General features: G+C 41.4%; 19 protein-coding genes. 13 read left to right on the top strand and 6 right to left on the bottom strand.

Annotation, left to right across the window (positions count from 1 at the left end; genetic code table 11):
* Positions 1-3 precede the first annotated feature (3 nt).
* Complete coding sequence (locus tag NST09_RS15515; RefSeq protein ID WP_265784922.1) at positions 4-1,350, top strand: four-carbon acid sugar kinase family protein; 1,347 nt, start codon at positions 4-6, stop codon at positions 1,348-1,350.
* The gene (gene pdxA / locus NST09_RS15510) at positions 1,326-2,330 is read left to right on the top strand and encodes a 4-hydroxythreonine-4-phosphate dehydrogenase PdxA (RefSeq protein WP_019743886.1); all 1,005 of its coding nucleotides are present in this window, start codon (positions 1,326-1,328) and stop codon (positions 2,328-2,330) included. Before NST09_RS15515 ends, pdxA begins: the two co-directional genes overlap by 25 nt.
* A 36-nt stretch (positions 2,331-2,366) precedes the next feature.
* On the opposite strand, the gene NST09_RS15505 is transcribed toward pdxA, so the two are convergent.
* On the bottom strand, positions 2,367-3,113 hold the full coding sequence (locus NST09_RS15505) for a 3-oxoacyl-ACP reductase family protein (RefSeq protein WP_048002142.1): 747 nt from the start codon (positions 3,111-3,113) through the stop codon (positions 2,367-2,369).
* A 189-nt stretch (positions 3,114-3,302) separates the two neighbouring features.
* On the opposite strand from NST09_RS15505, the gene NST09_RS15500 reads away from it, so the two are divergent.
* The 7 genes from NST09_RS15500 to NST09_RS15470 all read left to right on the top strand — a co-directional run bounded on the left by NST09_RS15500 (position 3,303) and on the right by NST09_RS15470 (position 8,783).
* Positions 3,303-3,872, top strand: coding sequence for a cob(I)yrinic acid a,c-diamide adenosyltransferase (locus NST09_RS15500; RefSeq protein ID WP_017359267.1), 570 nt, complete (start codon positions 3,303-3,305; stop codon positions 3,870-3,872).
* A gap of 365 nt (positions 3,873-4,237) precedes the next feature.
* Positions 4,238-4,633: a membrane protein gene (locus tag NST09_RS15495; RefSeq protein WP_019744034.1), complete on the top strand. Its 396-nt coding sequence runs from the start codon at positions 4,238-4,240 to the stop codon at positions 4,631-4,633.
* 15 nt (positions 4,634-4,648) lie between these two features.
* The gene (locus NST09_RS15490) at positions 4,649-5,314 is read left to right on the top strand and encodes a PspA/IM30 family protein (protein WP_019744035.1); all 666 of its coding nucleotides are present in this window, start codon (positions 4,649-4,651) and stop codon (positions 5,312-5,314) included.
* Between the two features lie 111 nt (positions 5,315-5,425).
* Positions 5,426-6,295 (top strand): DUF4097 domain-containing protein, encoded by an 870-nt coding sequence (locus tag NST09_RS15485; RefSeq protein WP_108610962.1) that lies wholly within the window; start codon positions 5,426-5,428, stop codon positions 6,293-6,295.
* Between the two features lie 30 nt (positions 6,296-6,325).
* Positions 6,326-7,090: a cell wall-active antibiotics response protein LiaF gene (liaF, locus tag NST09_RS15480; protein ID WP_034646654.1), complete on the top strand. Its 765-nt coding sequence runs from the start codon at positions 6,326-6,328 to the stop codon at positions 7,088-7,090.
* Complete coding sequence (gene liaS, locus NST09_RS15475; protein ID WP_008347087.1) at positions 7,087-8,151, top strand: two-component system sensor histidine kinase LiaS; 1,065 nt, start codon at positions 7,087-7,089, stop codon at positions 8,149-8,151. The genes liaF and liaS overlap by 4 nt, the downstream gene beginning before the upstream one ends.
* A complete protein-coding gene (locus NST09_RS15470) occupies positions 8,148-8,783 on the top strand; it encodes a response regulator transcription factor (RefSeq protein ID WP_007500305.1) in 636 nt (211 codons plus the stop codon). Before liaS ends, NST09_RS15470 begins: the two co-directional genes overlap by 4 nt.
* 42 nt (positions 8,784-8,825) lie before the next feature.
* Here the strand turns inward: NST09_RS15470 and NST09_RS15465 are convergent, their stop codons facing one another.
* Genes NST09_RS15465 through NST09_RS15450 form a run of 4 tightly spaced genes read right to left on the bottom strand, consistent with a single transcriptional unit; the run spans position 8,826 to position 12,855 of the window.
* Positions 8,826-9,194, bottom strand: coding sequence for a hypothetical protein (locus NST09_RS15465; RefSeq protein ID WP_007500307.1), 369 nt, complete (start codon positions 9,192-9,194; stop codon positions 8,826-8,828).
* Positions 9,195-9,234: 40 nt separating this feature from the next.
* Positions 9,235-10,353: a Ger(x)C family spore germination protein gene (locus tag NST09_RS15460; RefSeq protein WP_008347083.1), complete on the bottom strand. Its 1,119-nt coding sequence runs from the start codon at positions 10,351-10,353 to the stop codon at positions 9,235-9,237.
* Positions 10,350-11,444, bottom strand: coding sequence for an endospore germination permease (locus NST09_RS15455; RefSeq protein WP_108610961.1), 1,095 nt, complete (start codon positions 11,442-11,444; stop codon positions 10,350-10,352). The genes NST09_RS15460 and NST09_RS15455 overlap by 4 nt, the downstream gene beginning before the upstream one ends.
* Positions 11,431-12,855 (bottom strand): spore germination protein, encoded by a 1,425-nt coding sequence (locus NST09_RS15450; protein ID WP_108610960.1) that lies wholly within the window; start codon positions 12,853-12,855, stop codon positions 11,431-11,433. The genes NST09_RS15455 and NST09_RS15450 overlap by 14 nt, the downstream gene beginning before the upstream one ends.
* A 113-nt stretch (positions 12,856-12,968) precedes the next feature.
* On the opposite strand from NST09_RS15450, the gene NST09_RS15445 reads away from it, so the two are divergent.
* From NST09_RS15445 to NST09_RS15435, 3 genes are all read left to right on the top strand, one after another.
* Positions 12,969-13,136, top strand: coding sequence for a YvzF family protein (locus tag NST09_RS15445; protein WP_017359274.1), 168 nt, complete (start codon positions 12,969-12,971; stop codon positions 13,134-13,136).
* An 87-nt stretch (positions 13,137-13,223) separates the two neighbouring features.
* Positions 13,224-14,618: a class II fumarate hydratase gene (fumC, locus tag NST09_RS15440; RefSeq protein WP_108610959.1), complete on the top strand. Its 1,395-nt coding sequence runs from the start codon at positions 13,224-13,226 to the stop codon at positions 14,616-14,618.
* Positions 14,619-14,740: 122 nt separating this feature from the next.
* The gene (locus NST09_RS15435; RefSeq protein WP_164999013.1) at positions 14,741-15,076 is read left to right on the top strand and encodes a hypothetical protein; all 336 of its coding nucleotides are present in this window, start codon (positions 14,741-14,743) and stop codon (positions 15,074-15,076) included.
* Positions 15,077-15,102: 26 nt separating this feature from the next.
* On the opposite strand, the gene NST09_RS15430 is transcribed toward NST09_RS15435, so the two are convergent.
* The gene (locus NST09_RS15430; protein ID WP_046527525.1) at positions 15,103-15,981 is read right to left on the bottom strand and encodes a TetR/AcrR family transcriptional regulator; all 879 of its coding nucleotides are present in this window, start codon (positions 15,979-15,981) and stop codon (positions 15,103-15,105) included.
* A gap of 192 nt (positions 15,982-16,173) precedes the next feature.
* Here NST09_RS15430 and spxO point away from each other — a divergent pair, with 192 nt between their 5' ends.
* Positions 16,174-16,338 carry an anti-adapter protein SpxO gene (gene spxO, locus NST09_RS15425; protein WP_008347070.1) on the top strand — a complete coding sequence of 55 codons (165 nt, stop codon included), beginning with the start codon at positions 16,174-16,176 and terminating at the stop codon, positions 16,336-16,338.
* The last annotated feature ends 8 nt before the right edge of the window (positions 16,339-16,346 follow it).

Genomic DNA, 16,346 nt, shown 5'->3' with positions numbered 1-16,346 from the left:
TAAATGACAAACGATCTATTAAAAAAAGGAGCGAACTTAGAGCAAAAGGTGATCATTGTGGCTGATGATTTAACAGGCGCAAGTGATACAGGTGTTCAATTTGTGAAGGCCGGTTTAAAAGCCTCTGTGCTGTTCCAGCCGTCATTTGAGGATATGAGCCGGTACAAGGAGGAAGATGTACTGATTGTCGATACAGACTCACGAAGTATGTCTTCTGAAAGAGCGTATAATGAGGTCAGTCAAGTGGTTCAGCCGTTTCTACAAGGAGATTCGCACCTTTTCTTTAAAAAAATAGATTCAACGTTAAGAGGAAATATAGGAGTAGAGCTTCAGGCACTAATGGATCTTGGCCGGTTTGATTGCGCAGTCATTGCCCCCGCTTACCCCGATGCGAATAGATCTACGGCCTATGGGATTCATTATGTGGAGGGTGTGCCTGTTCATCTATCAGAAGCAGCGAAGGACCCAAAAACGCCTGTCCTGACATCCAGTATTTCAGACTTAATTGACGAGCAGACAAACATCAAGCCAAAACATCTTTCGCAGCAAGCGGTCTATTCAGAGCTAAACGAAACGAGTCATGACGTTTCATCTTTATTAAAACATGGTCATCAATGGTTTGTGTGTGATGCAGAAACGAACAATGATTTAACACAGATCGTTGATTTGTTTATGAAGATCAATCAAAGAGTGCTTTGGGTCGGGTCAGCCGGACTCGCTGGCGCATTATCATCCTATGTCGCGAAACACCGCAATCTTTCTCATGCAAAAAAGCATGAATCTGTTCTCATCGTTTCAGGAAGTGCTTCTCAAAAAACAAATGAGCAGTTTGCTTTTTTAAGAGAAAAACACGATTGTCTCGAGGTGAAAGTGAACCCGTTGAATGTATTAAACGGCCGTGAAGCATGGGAAAGGAAATCAGTCATGGATCAGTTGCTCATGCGTCAGGATGAAGATATTCTCCTTTATACAGACGCAAGGCCAGAAATGGTTGAACAGATGTTGGCATACGGTGAAGCGAATGGCATGACAAGACAAGAAGTAGGAAGTACCTTATCTGTCTGTCTTGGTAAGATCACAAAAGACATTGTTGAATTAACAGGGATGAAACGCCTTTTTTTAACTGGTGGAGATACGGCGCGTGCGATATGCCATGAGCTTGGAGCAGGCGGGATTCAGCTGTTGAAAGAAATTGAACCCGGCATCCCGCTTGGGCGGCTCGTTGATACGAGTGTATATGCGGTCACAAAAGCAGGGGCATATGGTCAAAAAGATTCTGTGCTCCATGCGGTTGAAGTGTTGAAAAACATAGAGGGGGTAGACGAATGGCAAAACCAATCATTGCTGTAACGATGGGAGATGCTTCTGGGGTTGGTCCTGAAATTATTTTAAAAGCCTTCCAGCAAAGCCGTTTACATGAAGAAGCCGTTCTATTTGTCATTGGAGACACCCATATATTAAATAGGGCGAAAGATTTTGTGAATACAGATGTGGAGATTGTCAGTATTAAAGAACCGGAGGAAGCGGAACAAGTAAAAGCTGGTGCCGTTCCTTGTCTTGATCTTCATCTATTAACAAGTGATATTCCAGTAGGAGAGATTTCAAAAGAAGCAGGGAATGCCGCTTTTCGCTATCTTGAAAAAGCCATTACACTTGCGAATGACCGTAGAATTGACGGCATTTGTACAGCACCGTTAAACAAGGAAGCACTTCATAAGGCTGGTCATATGTATCCAGGGCATACAGAAATTTTAGCTGACCTGACAGGTACGGACGATTATGCCATGATGCTGGCAGCTCCTAATTTAAAAGTGGTGCATGTGACGACACATATCGGATTAATGGATGCCATCTTAAAAATCAATCCTGAGCGTGTATACACAACGATTAAACTGGCTCATGATACCCTCGTTCGGTCTGGTATCCCTGCACCTAGAATTGCTGTGTGCGGGATTAATCCACATGCCGGGGAGAATGGTCTGTTTGGAAACGGAGAAGAAGAGGAGAAGATCATTCCAGCGGTAGAACGAGCACAGGATGAAGGGGTTCAAGTATTTGGCCCGCTACCAGCTGATACACTGTTCTTTAGGGCGACAAGAGGCGACTTTGATATCGTTGTGGCGATGTATCATGATCAAGGGCATGGACCAATCAAGGTGCTTGGCTTAGAATCAGGCGTTAATATTACAGTTGGATTGCCTATAATCCGTACAAGTGTCGATCATGGGACAGCATTTGATATTGCAGGAACAGGAAAGGCTGATTCTGCGAGTATGGAAGAAGCCATTCGGCAGGCAATCATGCTTTCTGGTACGAGAGAGAACCGATAGTAAAAGTGAAAGAGCCTTCCAATGGAGGCTCTTTCTTTAGTTCATATACGTTCCGCCATTCATATTGATGGTTTCCCCTGTGATGAAATCTGACTGATCAGAGGCTAAAAAGGTGACGGCGTTTGCGACTTGCTGCGGTGTTCCAATTGTTTTCAGAGGAATTCTTTCTAAAACAGATCTACGGTATTCATCACTCCACTGTTTGCTCATGTCTGTCTCAATTGGCCCAGGACAGACAGCATTTACATGAATGTGATGTGCTGCTAATTCTTTGGCAAGATGCATCGTTAAGTAATTGATACCTGCCTTTGAAACGCCGTAAGCAGGTGATGCATTGTGATGAGGGGTTTTGCCAGTAGTTGAACTCATGTTGACAATCTTCCCGCCTTGCTGTTTGATCATGTCAGGAATGACTGCTTGACACATGAGAAACGTACCCGTCAAATTAATATCAATTAGTCTTTTCCATTCATCAACAGATGTATCGACTGTTGATTTCCGCAAATTGATTCCAGCATTGTTGACCAATATATCAATCTGTCCGAAATGGTTTTTTGCCTTCTCAACGAGGGAGGCAGCTGTCGCTGGTAAACTAGCATCACCAACGACAGAAACAGCGCGTGTCTCTTCTTTATTCAGAGAGGAGCAAACGTCTTGCAATAGCACTTCATTCGTTCCGTTCAGCACCACTTTAGCTCCTTCAGAGACAAATGCCTCCGCAATGGCGCGGCCAATCCCTCTGCTTGCACCTGTAATGATTGCTACTTTGTTTTGTAAAGTCATCTATCATCCCACCCATCTGTCATAATTAAAAAGCGCTTTCATTTATTATAAAATGTGATGTTTCATCATTCAACAAATAAAGTGGAAATGAAGAGGTTTTGAATAAAAGTGTTTCATAATAAAACAAATACATCTTTTCCACTTCAGGGTATACTAAAAGGAACAAGCAATGGATAAGGGGGAACCTCAATGAAACTTTATACAAAAACCGGAGATCAAGGTCAAACAGGCTTGATTGGCGGGCGGGCTGATAAAGATGACGCAAGAGTAGAAGCGTACGGTACATTAGATGAGGCGAATAGTTTGATTGGACTAGCCCATGCAAACTTAAGGCAGCATGGCGAATTGTTTCAAGATATTCTATCTGAGCTAATGGTCATTCAGCATGAGCTGTTTGACTGCGGCGGTGATTTGGCAGCGGTGAAACCACCGAAAGAAGGCAAGTTAAAAGAAGAATCTGTCACAGTCCTTGAAAAGCGAATGGACGTGTATGTAGAAGAAGCCGCACCGCTGACTAAATTTATTTTACCTGGCGGCCAGGAAGGTGCTGCCCTCTTACATGTAGCGCGAACAGTCGTCAGGAGAGCCGAGCGGCATATTGTGACACTCGCAAAGCAGGAGGAAATTCCAGCAGTTACGCTCATATATGTGAACCGTCTATCCGACTATTTATTTGCTGTCGCCCGTATTGTGAATCATCGGCTCGGTGAAGCGGATGTTGAATATGAACGAAGTGCAGACGTGTTTCGTTCTAAATGAGGAAAAGCACTCTTCTAGTCGAAGAGTGTTCAGCGTGTAGACAAACCCTCGCATTCTTTGTCAGTCCTGCGTGCCGGTGCTCACGGATGTCCAATTCGCTCCGCAAAAGTAACTGTTCTTCCTAGACTGCAAAGGTCTTCTATTACACTGAAAAGAAGACAAAGGGCTAAAATCAAGTTCATTTTAGCGCTTTGTCAATAATCTGAGCACTCTTCTAGTCGAAGAGTGCTTTTTCTATAGATTCAACCGCTCAGTCTGAGCCATGTTACGACTCTGGTCGCAATCAAAGATCAATCTACGACACGTTTTGCCAGCTTCCTTTTTTGACTATAGTGAAAGCAAGGAGCAAGAAAGGAGGCATGAAGATGAAAATCACAAGTAAAACCATCATCGGTTCAATCCTGATGTTTATCGGTTTATCCATCTTCTTTGGTGGTTCATTGGGCGGGCTGATCCCGACTTTGATTGGGGCGTGGCTCATTTATGTAGGTGTCAAAAAATATGATAAAGGCAGTAAAACAACTGGGGTCATACTCACTATTATCGGTGTATTGCTCGTCGCACAGTCGCTGCCATTTTTACTCGGAATCGCATTTGCTGGAGTACTTCTCTACTTTGGCTGGAAGATGATTAATGGTGAATCTGCAAAGGAATCATCAGGTAGATCATCCTATATGGAGCCAAACACGGCACCGAACATGGAAGAACCCATGCACACGTCATTTGATCAAGAATGGGAAGACTTTTTAAAGAAAAAATAAAAGGAGGAATATGAAATGGTATTAAGAAGAGTACGTGATATGTTTGTTGCAACAGTCAATGAAGGTTTAGATAAATTGGAGAATCCGCGTGTCATGCTGAATCAATATGTTCGTGATATGGAGGACGATATTGCCAAAGCGAAACATGCGATTATCAAACAGCAAACCATTCAGCAAGGTTTCTTGAGAAAAGCAGAAGAGACAGAAGCATTTGCTGATAAGCGAAAGAAACAGGCGGAGCTGGCGTTTCAGGCAGGAGAAGAAGAACTTGCACGGAAAGCACTGACTGAAATGAAGTATTTTGAAGAAAAGCACAATGAATATCAAGATGCCTATCAGCAATCTGTTAAACAGCTGAAAGAGCTGAAAGAACAGTTGCAGCATCTAGAAACAAAACTGCGTGATGTTAAAGACAAGAAGCAAGCGCTGATTGCAAGAGCCAATGCCGCACAGGCAAAGCAGCATATGAATGAATCTATGAATAAAATTGATAGTGAAAGTGCTTATAAAGAATTTCTACGCATGGAGAACCGTATAGAGGAAATGGAGACAAAAGCGGGTAGTTATGCACAATTTGCCGATCAGGGTGCTTATGCTCATCTTGATTACGCTGATGAGGTTGAAAAGGAATGGCAAAAGCTTCAACGATCAAAGCAGCCTGAGAAACAGCCGGCAAACTAATGGAAATGTGTCAAATCGGAAGAAAAACAGGATTTTTCTTCCGTTATTTGATTTCTTTCTGTTTCGCTTTTCCTTATAATAAAAAGGTCAAAGGATAAAGGGATGATATAAATGAAACGGTTCATTGGTCTAATTTGTATACTTGTTGGTGTTTTTTTGATGATTGGGATGCTTTTCAAAAATGGAGATCTCTTTCATTTGAGCTTTTCTCGTGATAAAGCGGTCACAACAGCTTCAGCGAAAAAGGATGAGGTTGAACAATTAGATATCTCTCTTTCTGGATTTCGCATCAAGGTGGAGCCGGAAGATCGTTCGGATATTTCTGTGATGGTTGTGAATGGAAAAGGGAAAATGTATGCGGAACAAACAGGCGGAACATTCAAAGTCCGTGCTGAAAATAAAGGATTTTTGTTTTTCTCTGCATTTGAAAAAGGAGAACTCTTAGTCAAAATTCCAACAGATTATCATAAAGATGTGAAAATAACAGGTGGAATCGGCGTGAGCGAAGTAAATGGCGAAGGAAAGCTGTCTCTTCAAGATGTGACGCTCAAATCAACGAGCGGAAACCTCACAGCTGAGAACTTCTCAGCAAATCGAGTGGAAATCAAGGCGACTTCTGGCAGACTCTCAGTGTCTCATATTGATGCGAAGGAAAGTGATATTGGTGCCACTTCTGGTCGTGCTGATATTCAAGATGTAAAAGGAAAGCTGCAATTAGGCATGACAAGCGGCAGGCTGACAGCAAGCTTTGATACAATTGATTCACCAGTCGACTTTCACATGACATCAGGCAGTGCGAAATTGAACTTGCCAGATGAGGGAGATTTCAAAGTTCAAGTGAAAAAAACGAGTGGAAGTATTGATCATTCGTATGATTTTGACCAAGCGGATAGTGAAGGCCGAGGTTTTACAGGCACGCATGGGAAAGGGACACACTTAGTCGATATTGAGATGACAAGCGGAAACTTAAAATTGCGGTAAACAAACGAAAAAAGGAAGGAGGCGAGTCAACTGCGTTTTTCTAGAAATCAAATTTTAGGCATCATTGTGGTGATTTTTGGTATTAATCTTTTTCTCAAAATTATTGGGATTGGGGCAGACCTATTTTGGCCAGTGTTTTTTGCTCTATTTGGTTATTGGCTGCACTCTCGATCTAAACGTTGGCTCGGTTCGGTTTCCTATATTTTTGCAGGCTTTCTCTTCTTGAAGTTTCTACTAAATATCACGTTTAGTTTGACTGGGTATTTATTTGCTGCCTTTTTGATCTATGCGGGCTATCGTTTATTGAAAAACAAACCTGTTTTTGATGTCGATAAAAAGGAATCATCAGACGATGGAAAGCCTTCACTGAAAGTCAATCTTGAAAAAGAGGGCGATCAGAAGAAAACAAAAAGCCAGGCAAAGCCGCGCAAAGAACATGATTTCTTTATCGGTGAAGTCAGGCTGATGAAAAAACCATTTCAATTAAGCGATTTGACCATTTCAGGTTTTATTGGCGATGTCAAAATCGATTTATCAAAGGCGATCATTGCTGAGGAAGAGAGCACGATCGTCATTAGTGGACTCATTGGAGATGTCGATATTTATGTACCTCAGGATATTGAAGTATGTGTGAGTGCTTCGGCTGCGATCGGTGATATGAAAATCATTGATGAAAAAAGAAGCGGGTTCGGCAGTAAAGTGTATGTCATGACAAATGATTATGATGAGAGCAAGCGAAAAGTGAAAATCTCCATCTCTCTATTGATTGGGGATGTGGATGTGAGGTACTTATGAGGAAACTGCATTTAGGCATCCAGTGGCAATCTGTTCGTCTGGCAGTCGGTATCTCGCTTGGTGTTGTCATCATGACGACATTCCCGATGTTTTTTTATTACCAGCTTGATCCCATGATTTTGCTGTCTACGCGGTGGTTCGGCATCCCGTTTTTTTGTATTTTACTCATTATTAGTCTCGCCATTGGTGTATCAGCGGGGCATGTGTTTGGCTATCAGCATAAAAAGCGGCTGGATCAGCTTGTAGAGTCGATTTTGAAGTTTGAAAATGGGAATTTTGCCTATAGACTGCCTTCTCTAGGTGATGATGAAATTGGTTTGGCGGCAGATCAATTAAATGAAATGGCGAAACGAGTGGAAGGGCAAGTAGCCTCCTTACAAAAGCTCTCAAATGAGCGAGCTGAATGGCAGGTTCAAATGAAAAAATCGGTTGTCTCTGAAGAGCGTCAGCGTCTAGCGCGTGAGCTGCATGATGCAGTCAGCCAGCAGCTATTCGCCATTTCGATGATGACGTCTGCGATTCTTGAAGGGATGAAGGAAAAGGATGAAAAGATTTTAAAGCAAATGCGACTTGTGGAACGAATGGCTGGCGATGCACAAAATGAGATGCGTGCACTCCTTCTGCATTTAAGACCGATCACCCTTGAAGGAAAAGACTTGAAAAAAGGCTTGATTGAGCTGCTCAATGAATTTCAGGCAAAGCAGCCAATTGATATTGATTGGGAAATAGAAGATGATGCTCCGCTGTCTAAAGGGGTGGAGGACCATCTGTTCCGAATTGTGCAAGAAGCCCTTTCCAATGTGTTTAGGCATGCAAAGGCGACAAAGGTGACAGTGCGTCTGCTCATTCGAAACCGTCAAGTTCAGCTGAAAATAATTGATAACGGGATTGGTTTTCAAACAGATCATGTGAAGACTGCTTCCTACGGACTTGAATCGATACGAGAAAGAACAAGTGAAGTAGGCGGTGTCGCAGAGATTATGTCATTTGAGGGAAAAGGCACACAAATTGATGTGAAGGTTCCCATTTTTGATGAAGGAAAAGGAGAGAACGTTCGATGATTCGAGTGCTTTTAATTGACGATCACGAAATGGTGAGAATGGGTCTTGCTGCTTTTTTAGAGGCACAGGCGGATATTGAAGTCATCGGTGAAGCGTCAGATGGACAAAAAGGTGTAGAACTAGCGGTTGAATTAAAGCCAGACGTGATTTTAATGGACCTTGTTATGGAAGGCATGGATGGCATCGAAGCAACGAAAAGAATTTGTCAGGAAATAGAGGATGCCCGGATTATTGTACTGACGAGCTTTATTGATGATGATAAAGTGTATCCAGTGATTGAGGCTGGTGCTTTAAGTTATCTTTTAAAAACATCGAAAGCAGGAGAAATTGCTGATGCCATCAGGTCTGCGAGTATCGGCGAACCAAGACTTGAATCAAAAGTAGCTGGAAAGGTCATGAACAAACTCCGCCATTCATCAAATGGGTCCATTCTGCACGATTCGTTAACCGCAAGAGAAATGGAAATATTAAAGCTGATTGCCGATGGAAAATCGAATAAGGTCATTGCTGAGGAATTGTTTATTACCATCAAAACAGTCAAGACGCATATTACTAACATTCTTTCCAAGCTTGATGTAGAAGACCGCACACAAGCAGCCGTGTATGCACATCGCCATAAGCTGATTCAATAAAAAAACAGCTTTCAAATGAAAGCTGCTGGAACATGCGCAAAATTAGTCCTTCTGTCCTGTGATTGGACGTTCGGATAGTTGATGGAGCTCAGGAACTGGAAAAGCCTCCTGCTCCTCGGCCGATTTGTCTTCCAGGGTTTTCTTCATCTCGGAAAGCAGCTTGACGCTTTCCTTTGCCACTGCTGCTTTTTTCTCTTGCAAATCAATGATCTGTGAAAGTCCAACAAATAAACCGCCTCCAATCAGAAGGAGCGCAGGGGTTTGTCCATAATAAATCACGATCAAAAATGTGCTTGAAAAGCTGTCGGCTTCAATGAAGAAATCTTCTTTTGATTGCATGAATACCACGACTAACAGAAGTATTCCTAGAATCAAAAATAGAATGCCGGCCGAAAGTAAAGCTCGTTTCATGATTGACACCCTTTTTTTCTTACCATTTTAACATACTCTATTAGGATTGTGTTGCGCCCTTAGTCCCGAAGTCACGGATTTTCACATTTACCTTGTAACGAATATCCGATTCACTAAAAATGTCATCCCAATGTTTTGCTTCTTTTCGGAATTCCTTCGGATAGGCAATACTCGCTTTTTGATAAAATCCACAAATATCTGCTTTGATCTCATGCTGTAATTCCCCGATAAAATCTTTCACATTTTCCTCAAGTCGATGTGCCACGACTTTCTCAATTTCTTGGAGGTATTTTTCATTAAATGAATTTTCCCGTTCATTCCAATCCTCAGACAATCTGCCATCAAGCTCCACTGACACATCAAATTCATATTTGCCACTGGCTGTTTTATGGGTGTCAATGTTGTGTTTGATTTTAAAGATCTCAAAAGAATAAATGCTATGTTCATATTGGAATTCAATCACTCCGCCTGTTGCATCTCCAGTCAGCAGGTTGTAGGACTGCACCGCTAAAGGAGAGATGTTAGTGAGAAATCGTTTGTTCTGAATAATCGAGGCACCATCCAGCATTAATTTTCCCTGACTGACACTGACTTTAGGAATGGCAAAAGATACGTTGTTTTGCATGGCAGAAGAAATATCTCCTAAGGAAACGGGCTTGAACATACGAATGGTCGTTTTTGTATTCGAAGAAATATCGTATAAGGTGGAAGCGGCAGGCTGCCCGTCGTCATTGATTTTCAGCATATCTCCAGGCTTCTCAGAAGCCATAAAGACAAGGCTTCCTCTTCGTGTTTCATTGTCCCGAATGAATTGATTGATGACCAAATCGAAATTATTTTCATTGATAAGGTCTTGAGAAAACAAATAAACCCTCAGCTGCTGAGCAAAAATGCGGTGTGTTTTTAGGGCCGTCGTACGAAAAATTTGGTGTATGGAATCACCGCTTGTTTCAATAATCTTCGTCGGATCTTTCACGCTTGATTCTTGCTCAATTTTTTGCGGAACGAGCACCTGCATAGACAGCTTCAATTTATGTCCGTCATCTCCTTTATCTACAGCAAATCCAATTGCCATGTTGAGCTCCTCGATATTTGTACTATCCCAGCACCCGCATAATAGAATCAGTGAGAAGAGCGCAAGAACCGCTTTCTTTTTCATGCTGTTTTCCGCCTCCTTTTGAAAAATACGATGATAAATAAAAGAAACGGGAGTATACCAAATAGAAGAAAGAACAAGTTGTTTACGTAGGTTAAATAGTCTCGGACCGTATCAACATCTTTTGGGAAAAGAGCGGCAAAGAAGATCACAATGCCCATCAAGGCGAGCGAGATTTTTTTAGGGAATTTAGTCAATTTGATGACTCCTATCGTAGCAAAAAAGGTATACCCTACAAAGCTCGTATAAAGCTGGACAAGCCAAACGATGAGCAAAAAGGATTCAATCCGTTCAATAAAAATCCCCTGAATATCAAATGATTGAAATAAGGCAATGGTTGGCCACGTCAGAGTCGCCGTTTCTTTCACCGTGAGCGCACCAACCACAAGAATATAGGTGAAAATATAGATGATCGCAGGAATCAAAAAGCCGATGGAGCCATATGCAAAAGTGTGTTTTTGCGTATTCATATAGGCAGGCATGAAAAGCATCATTTCAATGCCGACAAACGAAATGGCCGAAGCATTCAAGGAATTGAAAACAGGGGAAATGCCCTCTCCTAAAACTGGCCGTAGGTTATCGAGCTTAAACTCTTGTACACTAAGTCCGTAGGCTACAAATAAGATGATGAGTGTGACAATCAGAAAAAAAGGGCACAGCCGGGCAAAATCACCAATCCCCCCAATCACAAGGTAAAAACCAACAAAAATAAAGCTGATCATCGTCACGGCTACAGGTGTATTTTGAAGTAGAAAGAATTTCACCATCTCAGACATGGCTCGTACTTCATAGCTGGCAACGCCGAGAAAGTAAATAATAATCAACAGGTTGGCAAGTGAGCCAATCCATTTCCCAAGTCCTTCTTTTGTATAGTCATAGTAGGAAGAAAAGGAGACCTTTTTCATCATGAGCACATTGACAAAAATAAACACAATGTATATCACACTCATGAGTAAGAGTGCAATCCAGCCGTCAGGTGTAGGCGCAGCTTGAGCCATTGATCTTGGCAGAATCATCATACTTGCGCCTAGTGTGGTATTGGCGATAATGGCACTTGCCTGATAGCTTGTGATCGACTCTTTATGATTGACCATGTTGTTCCCCTTTCTTTTGATTTTTCAAAGGCAATCTGATGATGGAATTGTCCTCATTTTTATAGCTGAACACAAAATCTGGTGAAAAATATGGGGTGCCAAAGCTTTTTTGTCTTGTCAAATGAGTGAGTAAGACGAGCATAAACAGGACAAGTCCATATAAACCGAATGCAGCTGCAGCAAACATGGACACAAAGCGAAGGACACGAAATGATATCCCCATTCCATATTGAGGAAAGGTAAAGGATGCAAGTGCAATGACGCTGACAATAATGACCATAATGGAGCTGACGATATGGGCTTGTACGGCTGCCTGCCCAATGACAACACCGCCCACAAGTCCGATTGTTTGTCCAAGTGGATTAGGCAGTCTTAACCCAGCTTCCCGCAGCAGCTCAATGGTCATTTCCATGATGAGTGCTTCCACAATAGGAGGAAAGGGGACATTCTCTCGTGTGCTTGAGATGGAAATAGCTAAAGTTGTGGGCAAAAGACCTTGATGGAAGGACACAAGGGCAATATAAATGGCTGATAAAAACAATGTGAGAAAGATGGACGTAAAACGCAGCAAACGAATCAGAGAGGCAGCGATCCATCTTTCATAATAATCATCAGGTGATTGCATAATCGTCGCGAGAGAAGCAGGCACAATTAAGATAAAAGGCGAATGATCAACAAAGATGGCGACGCGTCCATTGTTTAAAGCAGACGCCACTTTATCAGGCCGTTCTGTGTTTTGAATTTGCGGAAAAGGAGAATACACATTGTCTTCAATCAGCTCCTCAAGAACGCCTGAGTCTTGAATATCATCTATGGTGACTTGTTTGAGACGCTTTTTTACCTCTTTTAAAACAGAGGGCTCAACGATACCATCAATGAACATGATCGATACTTGGGTGTATTTCTTTTCGCCGATTTTCATATCTACTGTTTTGAGATCAGGGTTTTTCAAACGCTGTCTGACGAGAGCTAAGTTCGTGTTGATATCTTCAATGAAACCAATTTTTGGTCCTCTTACGACGGTTTCAGATGTAGCATCTCCTAAATTACGTTTCTTCGTTCCGTGTGTTTCTAAAATATAAGCATGCTGAAATCCATTAATCAGTACGACACAATGTCCTTGGAAAATAGCATCTACTAGTTCTTCAGAGGTTTTCACCGTACGGGTAGTCATCATCGATAAATTGGATTCTAGCTTCTCTTTTGTCAGAGAGGCATGATCTTGCAATAGCAGTTTTAAGAAGGTTTGAATCTGCATCGCTTCGTTCATTTCTTTAATGTATAAATAATAAACAACCTGTCCATGAGGCAATGTTTTTTTCTCATGGATCAAATCATCCATGTCCTTTAACTGAGGGAGAATGACAGAGAGATTATCGTATAAGTGCTCTTTCAATGGAGTTTGATTCAAATGGATCACCCGCCTCAATTTCTTTTTCTTAGCATTACCTGCTTGAAAAAACAATATTCTGTGTTACATTATTTTGTGGTATATGAAAGAATCACGGTGTTGGAGGAAAGAAAATGGCGCAAATTCGTTTAGCAGGAACAAAAGAGGAGATCGACCTTATTCTACAGTCGTTTGACAAGCATTATGAGGTGACTTATACGTCAAAAGATTACGGAAAAACAAATCCAAAATACAAATATTCCAAAGATGTTCGTGTTTATATTGAACTAAAATTAAAATAAAGATAAAATTTTAATTGAAAACGCTTAAAGGATTTTCGTTTTTTGTATAGAATAGAGTTGAGTGATGAAGCTATGGAGGGATACATAATGACAGAATTTAGAATCGAAAAAGATACAATGGGCGAAATCAAGGTGCCACAGGACAAGTTCTGGGGTGCACAAACACAACGAAGCAAAGAAAATTTCAAAATCGGTTCTGAGAAAATGCCAAAGGAAGTTGTGAATGCGTTTGCAATTTTGAAACGTAGCACAGCGATTGCGAACGAACGTCTAGGCAACTTAGAAAGTGAAAAAGCTGAAGCGATTGCTGCTGTATGTGATGACATCATCAGTGGAAAATATGACGAGCATTTCCCGCTTGTTGTATGGCAAACAGGAAGTGGAACACAAAGTAACATGAACATGAACGAAGTTGTTGCAAATAGAGCAACTGCTTACTTAAAAGATAAAAATAGTGATTTCAGCATTCACCCGAATGATGATGTGAACCGTAGCCAAAGTTCAAATGATACATTCCCAACGGCTATGCACGTGGCAGCTGTTTTAGCTGTGTACAAAAAGCTATTGCCTGCGATTGACCAGTTAAGAGCGACGCTTGATGAGAAAGCAAAAGCATACCAAGAGATCGTGAAAATTGGCCGTACGCATTTGCAAGATGCAACACCTCTTACAGTGGGCCAAGAGATTAGCGGCTGGGTGTACATGCTTGATCGTTCAAAAGAAATGATTTTAGAATCTACTGAAAAAATGAGAGAACTTGCCATTGGCGGAACAGCTGTTGGGACAGGAATTAACGCACATCCTGAGTTTGGTAAATACGTGGCAGAAGAAATCAGCCAGTTAACAGGTCAAACGTTCAATTCTTCACCAAACAAATTCCATGCGCTGACAAGCCATGATGAAATCACATATGCACACGGTGCACTTAAAGCACTTGCAGCTGACTTAATGAAAATTGCCAATGATGTGAGATGGCTTGCAAGTGGTCCTCGTTGCGGAATTGGTGAATTGATCATTCCTGAAAACGAGCCAGGCAGCTCCATTATGCCAGGAAAAGTCAACCCAACTCAAAGTGAAGCTTTAACAATGATTGCCGCTCAAATCATGGGGAATGATGCAACAATCGGTTTTGCCGCAAGCCAAGGAAACTTCGAGCTGAACGTATTTAAGCCGGTCATCATCTATAACTTCTTGCAGTCAGTTGAATTGCTAGCTGACGGTATGAACTCATTCCATGACAAGTGTGCCATTGGAATTGAACCAAACCTAGAAACAATCGAGAAAAACCTAAACAATTCATTGATGCTTGTGACGGCACTCAACCCGCACATCGGATATGAAAATGCAGCGAAAATTGCGAAGCTTGCGCACAAAGAAGGATTAACGCTAAAAGAAGCTGCCCTTCAATTAGAACTATTAACAGAAGAGCAGTTTGAAGAGTTTGTGAAACCAGAAGAAATGGTGACACCGAAAGCAAAATAAGACACCAGAGGCCTCTGTGCCTCTGGTTTTTTATGGAAACATATCGAGGTGAATGGTGTTTGAGGCAGTTGAAGACAAGATTTATTAGGTGGTTACGGACACGGGATGTTGAATTTTTCCAAGTGATATCACAGGATACGGAGGAGTCTGCTTTTTTATTATATGTTGATCAAAGGTGCCAAAAGAGTGGAAATCATATTGATATATACTTGATTTCTCATTTTGAACTGTCAGAAGAATCGTATGAAGATGTGTTAAGCTTCAATAACGATATGCTTGGTAATAAACCAGCCTGTTCGTATTATATGGACATACTGCCGGTGGAGGAAGAATTTGATTTTGATTTTCCGTATGACATGCTGGCTGTTCAAAGATATGTAGATGAATTGCTTGAAAGAGTCCAAGCGAACAAACTCCCTGACATAACAGAAAAGGATTTTGATTATTTGTCACAATAAAACCCAGGGCAACCAAGCCCTGGGCTTTATAAATGATCTTCTTTTAGAATGCGTAATAAGGAGCTGGAGACCGGCTGAAGCGGTGTGTATAATTTCAATTGGTAAAGCATGCCTTTGACGATGACTTGTCTTGGTTTTTGTTTGTTTAACTCGTTTTCTAAAATGCCAAGCGCTTCAAATAAATCTGGCTCGTCTTTCACTTCATAATGTGCTTCTGCCAGTTCTCTTAATTCTTTTAATAGAGATTCTGTGAGCGGGTCAAATGATCGTTCATAAATCGGGCCGAACCAGTCGCTTGCTTGGTCCACAGAAATGAGTGGATGGTCATTGCGCTTCATCATACCGCCCATTAGATCATCGATACGGTGAATCATTGTTGCGGCAAGCTCCTCTGCTTCGAGCTGAAAATCATATAAAATGGCAAGCTCAAAGTAAACGTGACTCATGCCCTCAATCGTTAAACATAGATCAGCCATATAAGGAATGGCCGCATCTCCATACACTTGCTTAATGTTATCAATGTGCAACTGAATCGTCGCAAGTCGAATTTGCTTTGCGAGCTGCTGCGTTTCTTCGTTCAATGGGAGCGCCCTGTCGCTTAGCTGCATTTTAATAAAATCCTTTTGCTGCAAAATATTATCGTAATAGACAGTGAGCTGTTTCCGGTAGGCCTCTTTTGGTGTGCCGCCCTCTGTTTGAACCTCATGAATCCGGGTAAATACCTTATCGTAATAGTAATGCAAGATCGAAATAAGCAGTGCTTCTTTCGATTTGAAATAAAGGTAAAACGCACCCTTTGACATGTGGCATTCATCTGCAATTTCCTGAACAGACGTTGTATTATAGCCTTTGCTGGCAAATAACTTCATACCAGCCTCAATAATCATTTTTTCTTTCTTTTTCAATATGAATGTCATCCTTTCTTACCGAGAGACAAATGTCTTAGGAAACGTGCGCAAAGAGATGTGACTTATCGGTCATAAACGATAAAACTTTTCAAAAATTAATCAGATTGTAACTTGTTTTTTACAGTGTAATTCTTTATATTATAAAGTAAGGTGACCAACCGGTCAAAAAATGTGAAAGGATGATGTTCCATGAGAGAAATTGATGATATGATTAGACGCTTGAAAGCAAAAGGAATTCAAGTAGAAAAAGTCAAAATGCCGAAAGAGACAACCATTGAAAAGAAATGGATGTATCAAGCTGGCAAGAAGATCAAAGCCACATACCGTGATTTCAATGGGTATTCATTCATCTAAAAAAAGAC

Source organism: Bacillus sp. FSL W7-1346, assembly GCF_038593335.1.
Lineage (GTDB): Bacteria > Bacillota > Bacilli > Bacillales > Bacillaceae > Bacillus > Bacillus altitudinis.
Note: the sequence above shows the minus strand (reverse complement) of the source record. Positions and strands in the feature narration are given on the sequence as shown.

Excerpts from the sequence above, each read along its gene's own strand:
- NST09_RS15515 (WP_265784922.1), top strand. The coding sequence starts at position 4 with ATGACAAACGATCTATTAAAAAAAGGAGCGAACTTAGAGCAAAAGGTG.
- pdxA (WP_019743886.1), top strand. The coding sequence starts at position 1,326 with ATGGCAAAACCAATCATTGCTGTAACGATGGGAGATGCTTCTGGGGTT.
- NST09_RS15505 (WP_048002142.1), bottom strand. The coding sequence starts at position 3,113 with ATGACTTTACAAAACAAAGTAGCAATCATTACAGGTGCAAGCAGAGGG.
- NST09_RS15500 (WP_017359267.1), top strand. The coding sequence starts at position 3,303 with ATGAAACTTTATACAAAAACCGGAGATCAAGGTCAAACAGGCTTGATT.
- NST09_RS15495 (WP_019744034.1), top strand. The coding sequence starts at position 4,238 with ATGAAAATCACAAGTAAAACCATCATCGGTTCAATCCTGATGTTTATC.
- NST09_RS15490 (WP_019744035.1), top strand. The coding sequence starts at position 4,649 with ATGGTATTAAGAAGAGTACGTGATATGTTTGTTGCAACAGTCAATGAA.
- NST09_RS15485 (WP_108610962.1), top strand. The coding sequence starts at position 5,426 with ATGAAACGGTTCATTGGTCTAATTTGTATACTTGTTGGTGTTTTTTTG.
- liaS (WP_008347087.1), top strand. The coding sequence starts at position 7,087 with ATGAGGAAACTGCATTTAGGCATCCAGTGGCAATCTGTTCGTCTGGCA.
- NST09_RS15470 (WP_007500305.1), top strand. The coding sequence starts at position 8,148 with ATGATTCGAGTGCTTTTAATTGACGATCACGAAATGGTGAGAATGGGT.
- NST09_RS15465 (WP_007500307.1), bottom strand. The coding sequence starts at position 9,194 with ATGAAACGAGCTTTACTTTCGGCCGGCATTCTATTTTTGATTCTAGGA.
- NST09_RS15460 (WP_008347083.1), bottom strand. The coding sequence starts at position 10,353 with ATGAAAAAGAAAGCGGTTCTTGCGCTCTTCTCACTGATTCTATTATGC.
- NST09_RS15455 (WP_108610961.1), bottom strand. The coding sequence starts at position 11,444 with ATGGTCAATCATAAAGAGTCGATCACAAGCTATCAGGCAAGTGCCATT.
- NST09_RS15445 (WP_017359274.1), top strand. The coding sequence starts at position 12,969 with ATGGCGCAAATTCGTTTAGCAGGAACAAAAGAGGAGATCGACCTTATT.
- fumC (WP_108610959.1), top strand. The coding sequence starts at position 13,224 with ATGACAGAATTTAGAATCGAAAAAGATACAATGGGCGAAATCAAGGTG.
- spxO (WP_008347070.1), top strand. The coding sequence starts at position 16,174 with ATGAGAGAAATTGATGATATGATTAGACGCTTGAAAGCAAAAGGAATT.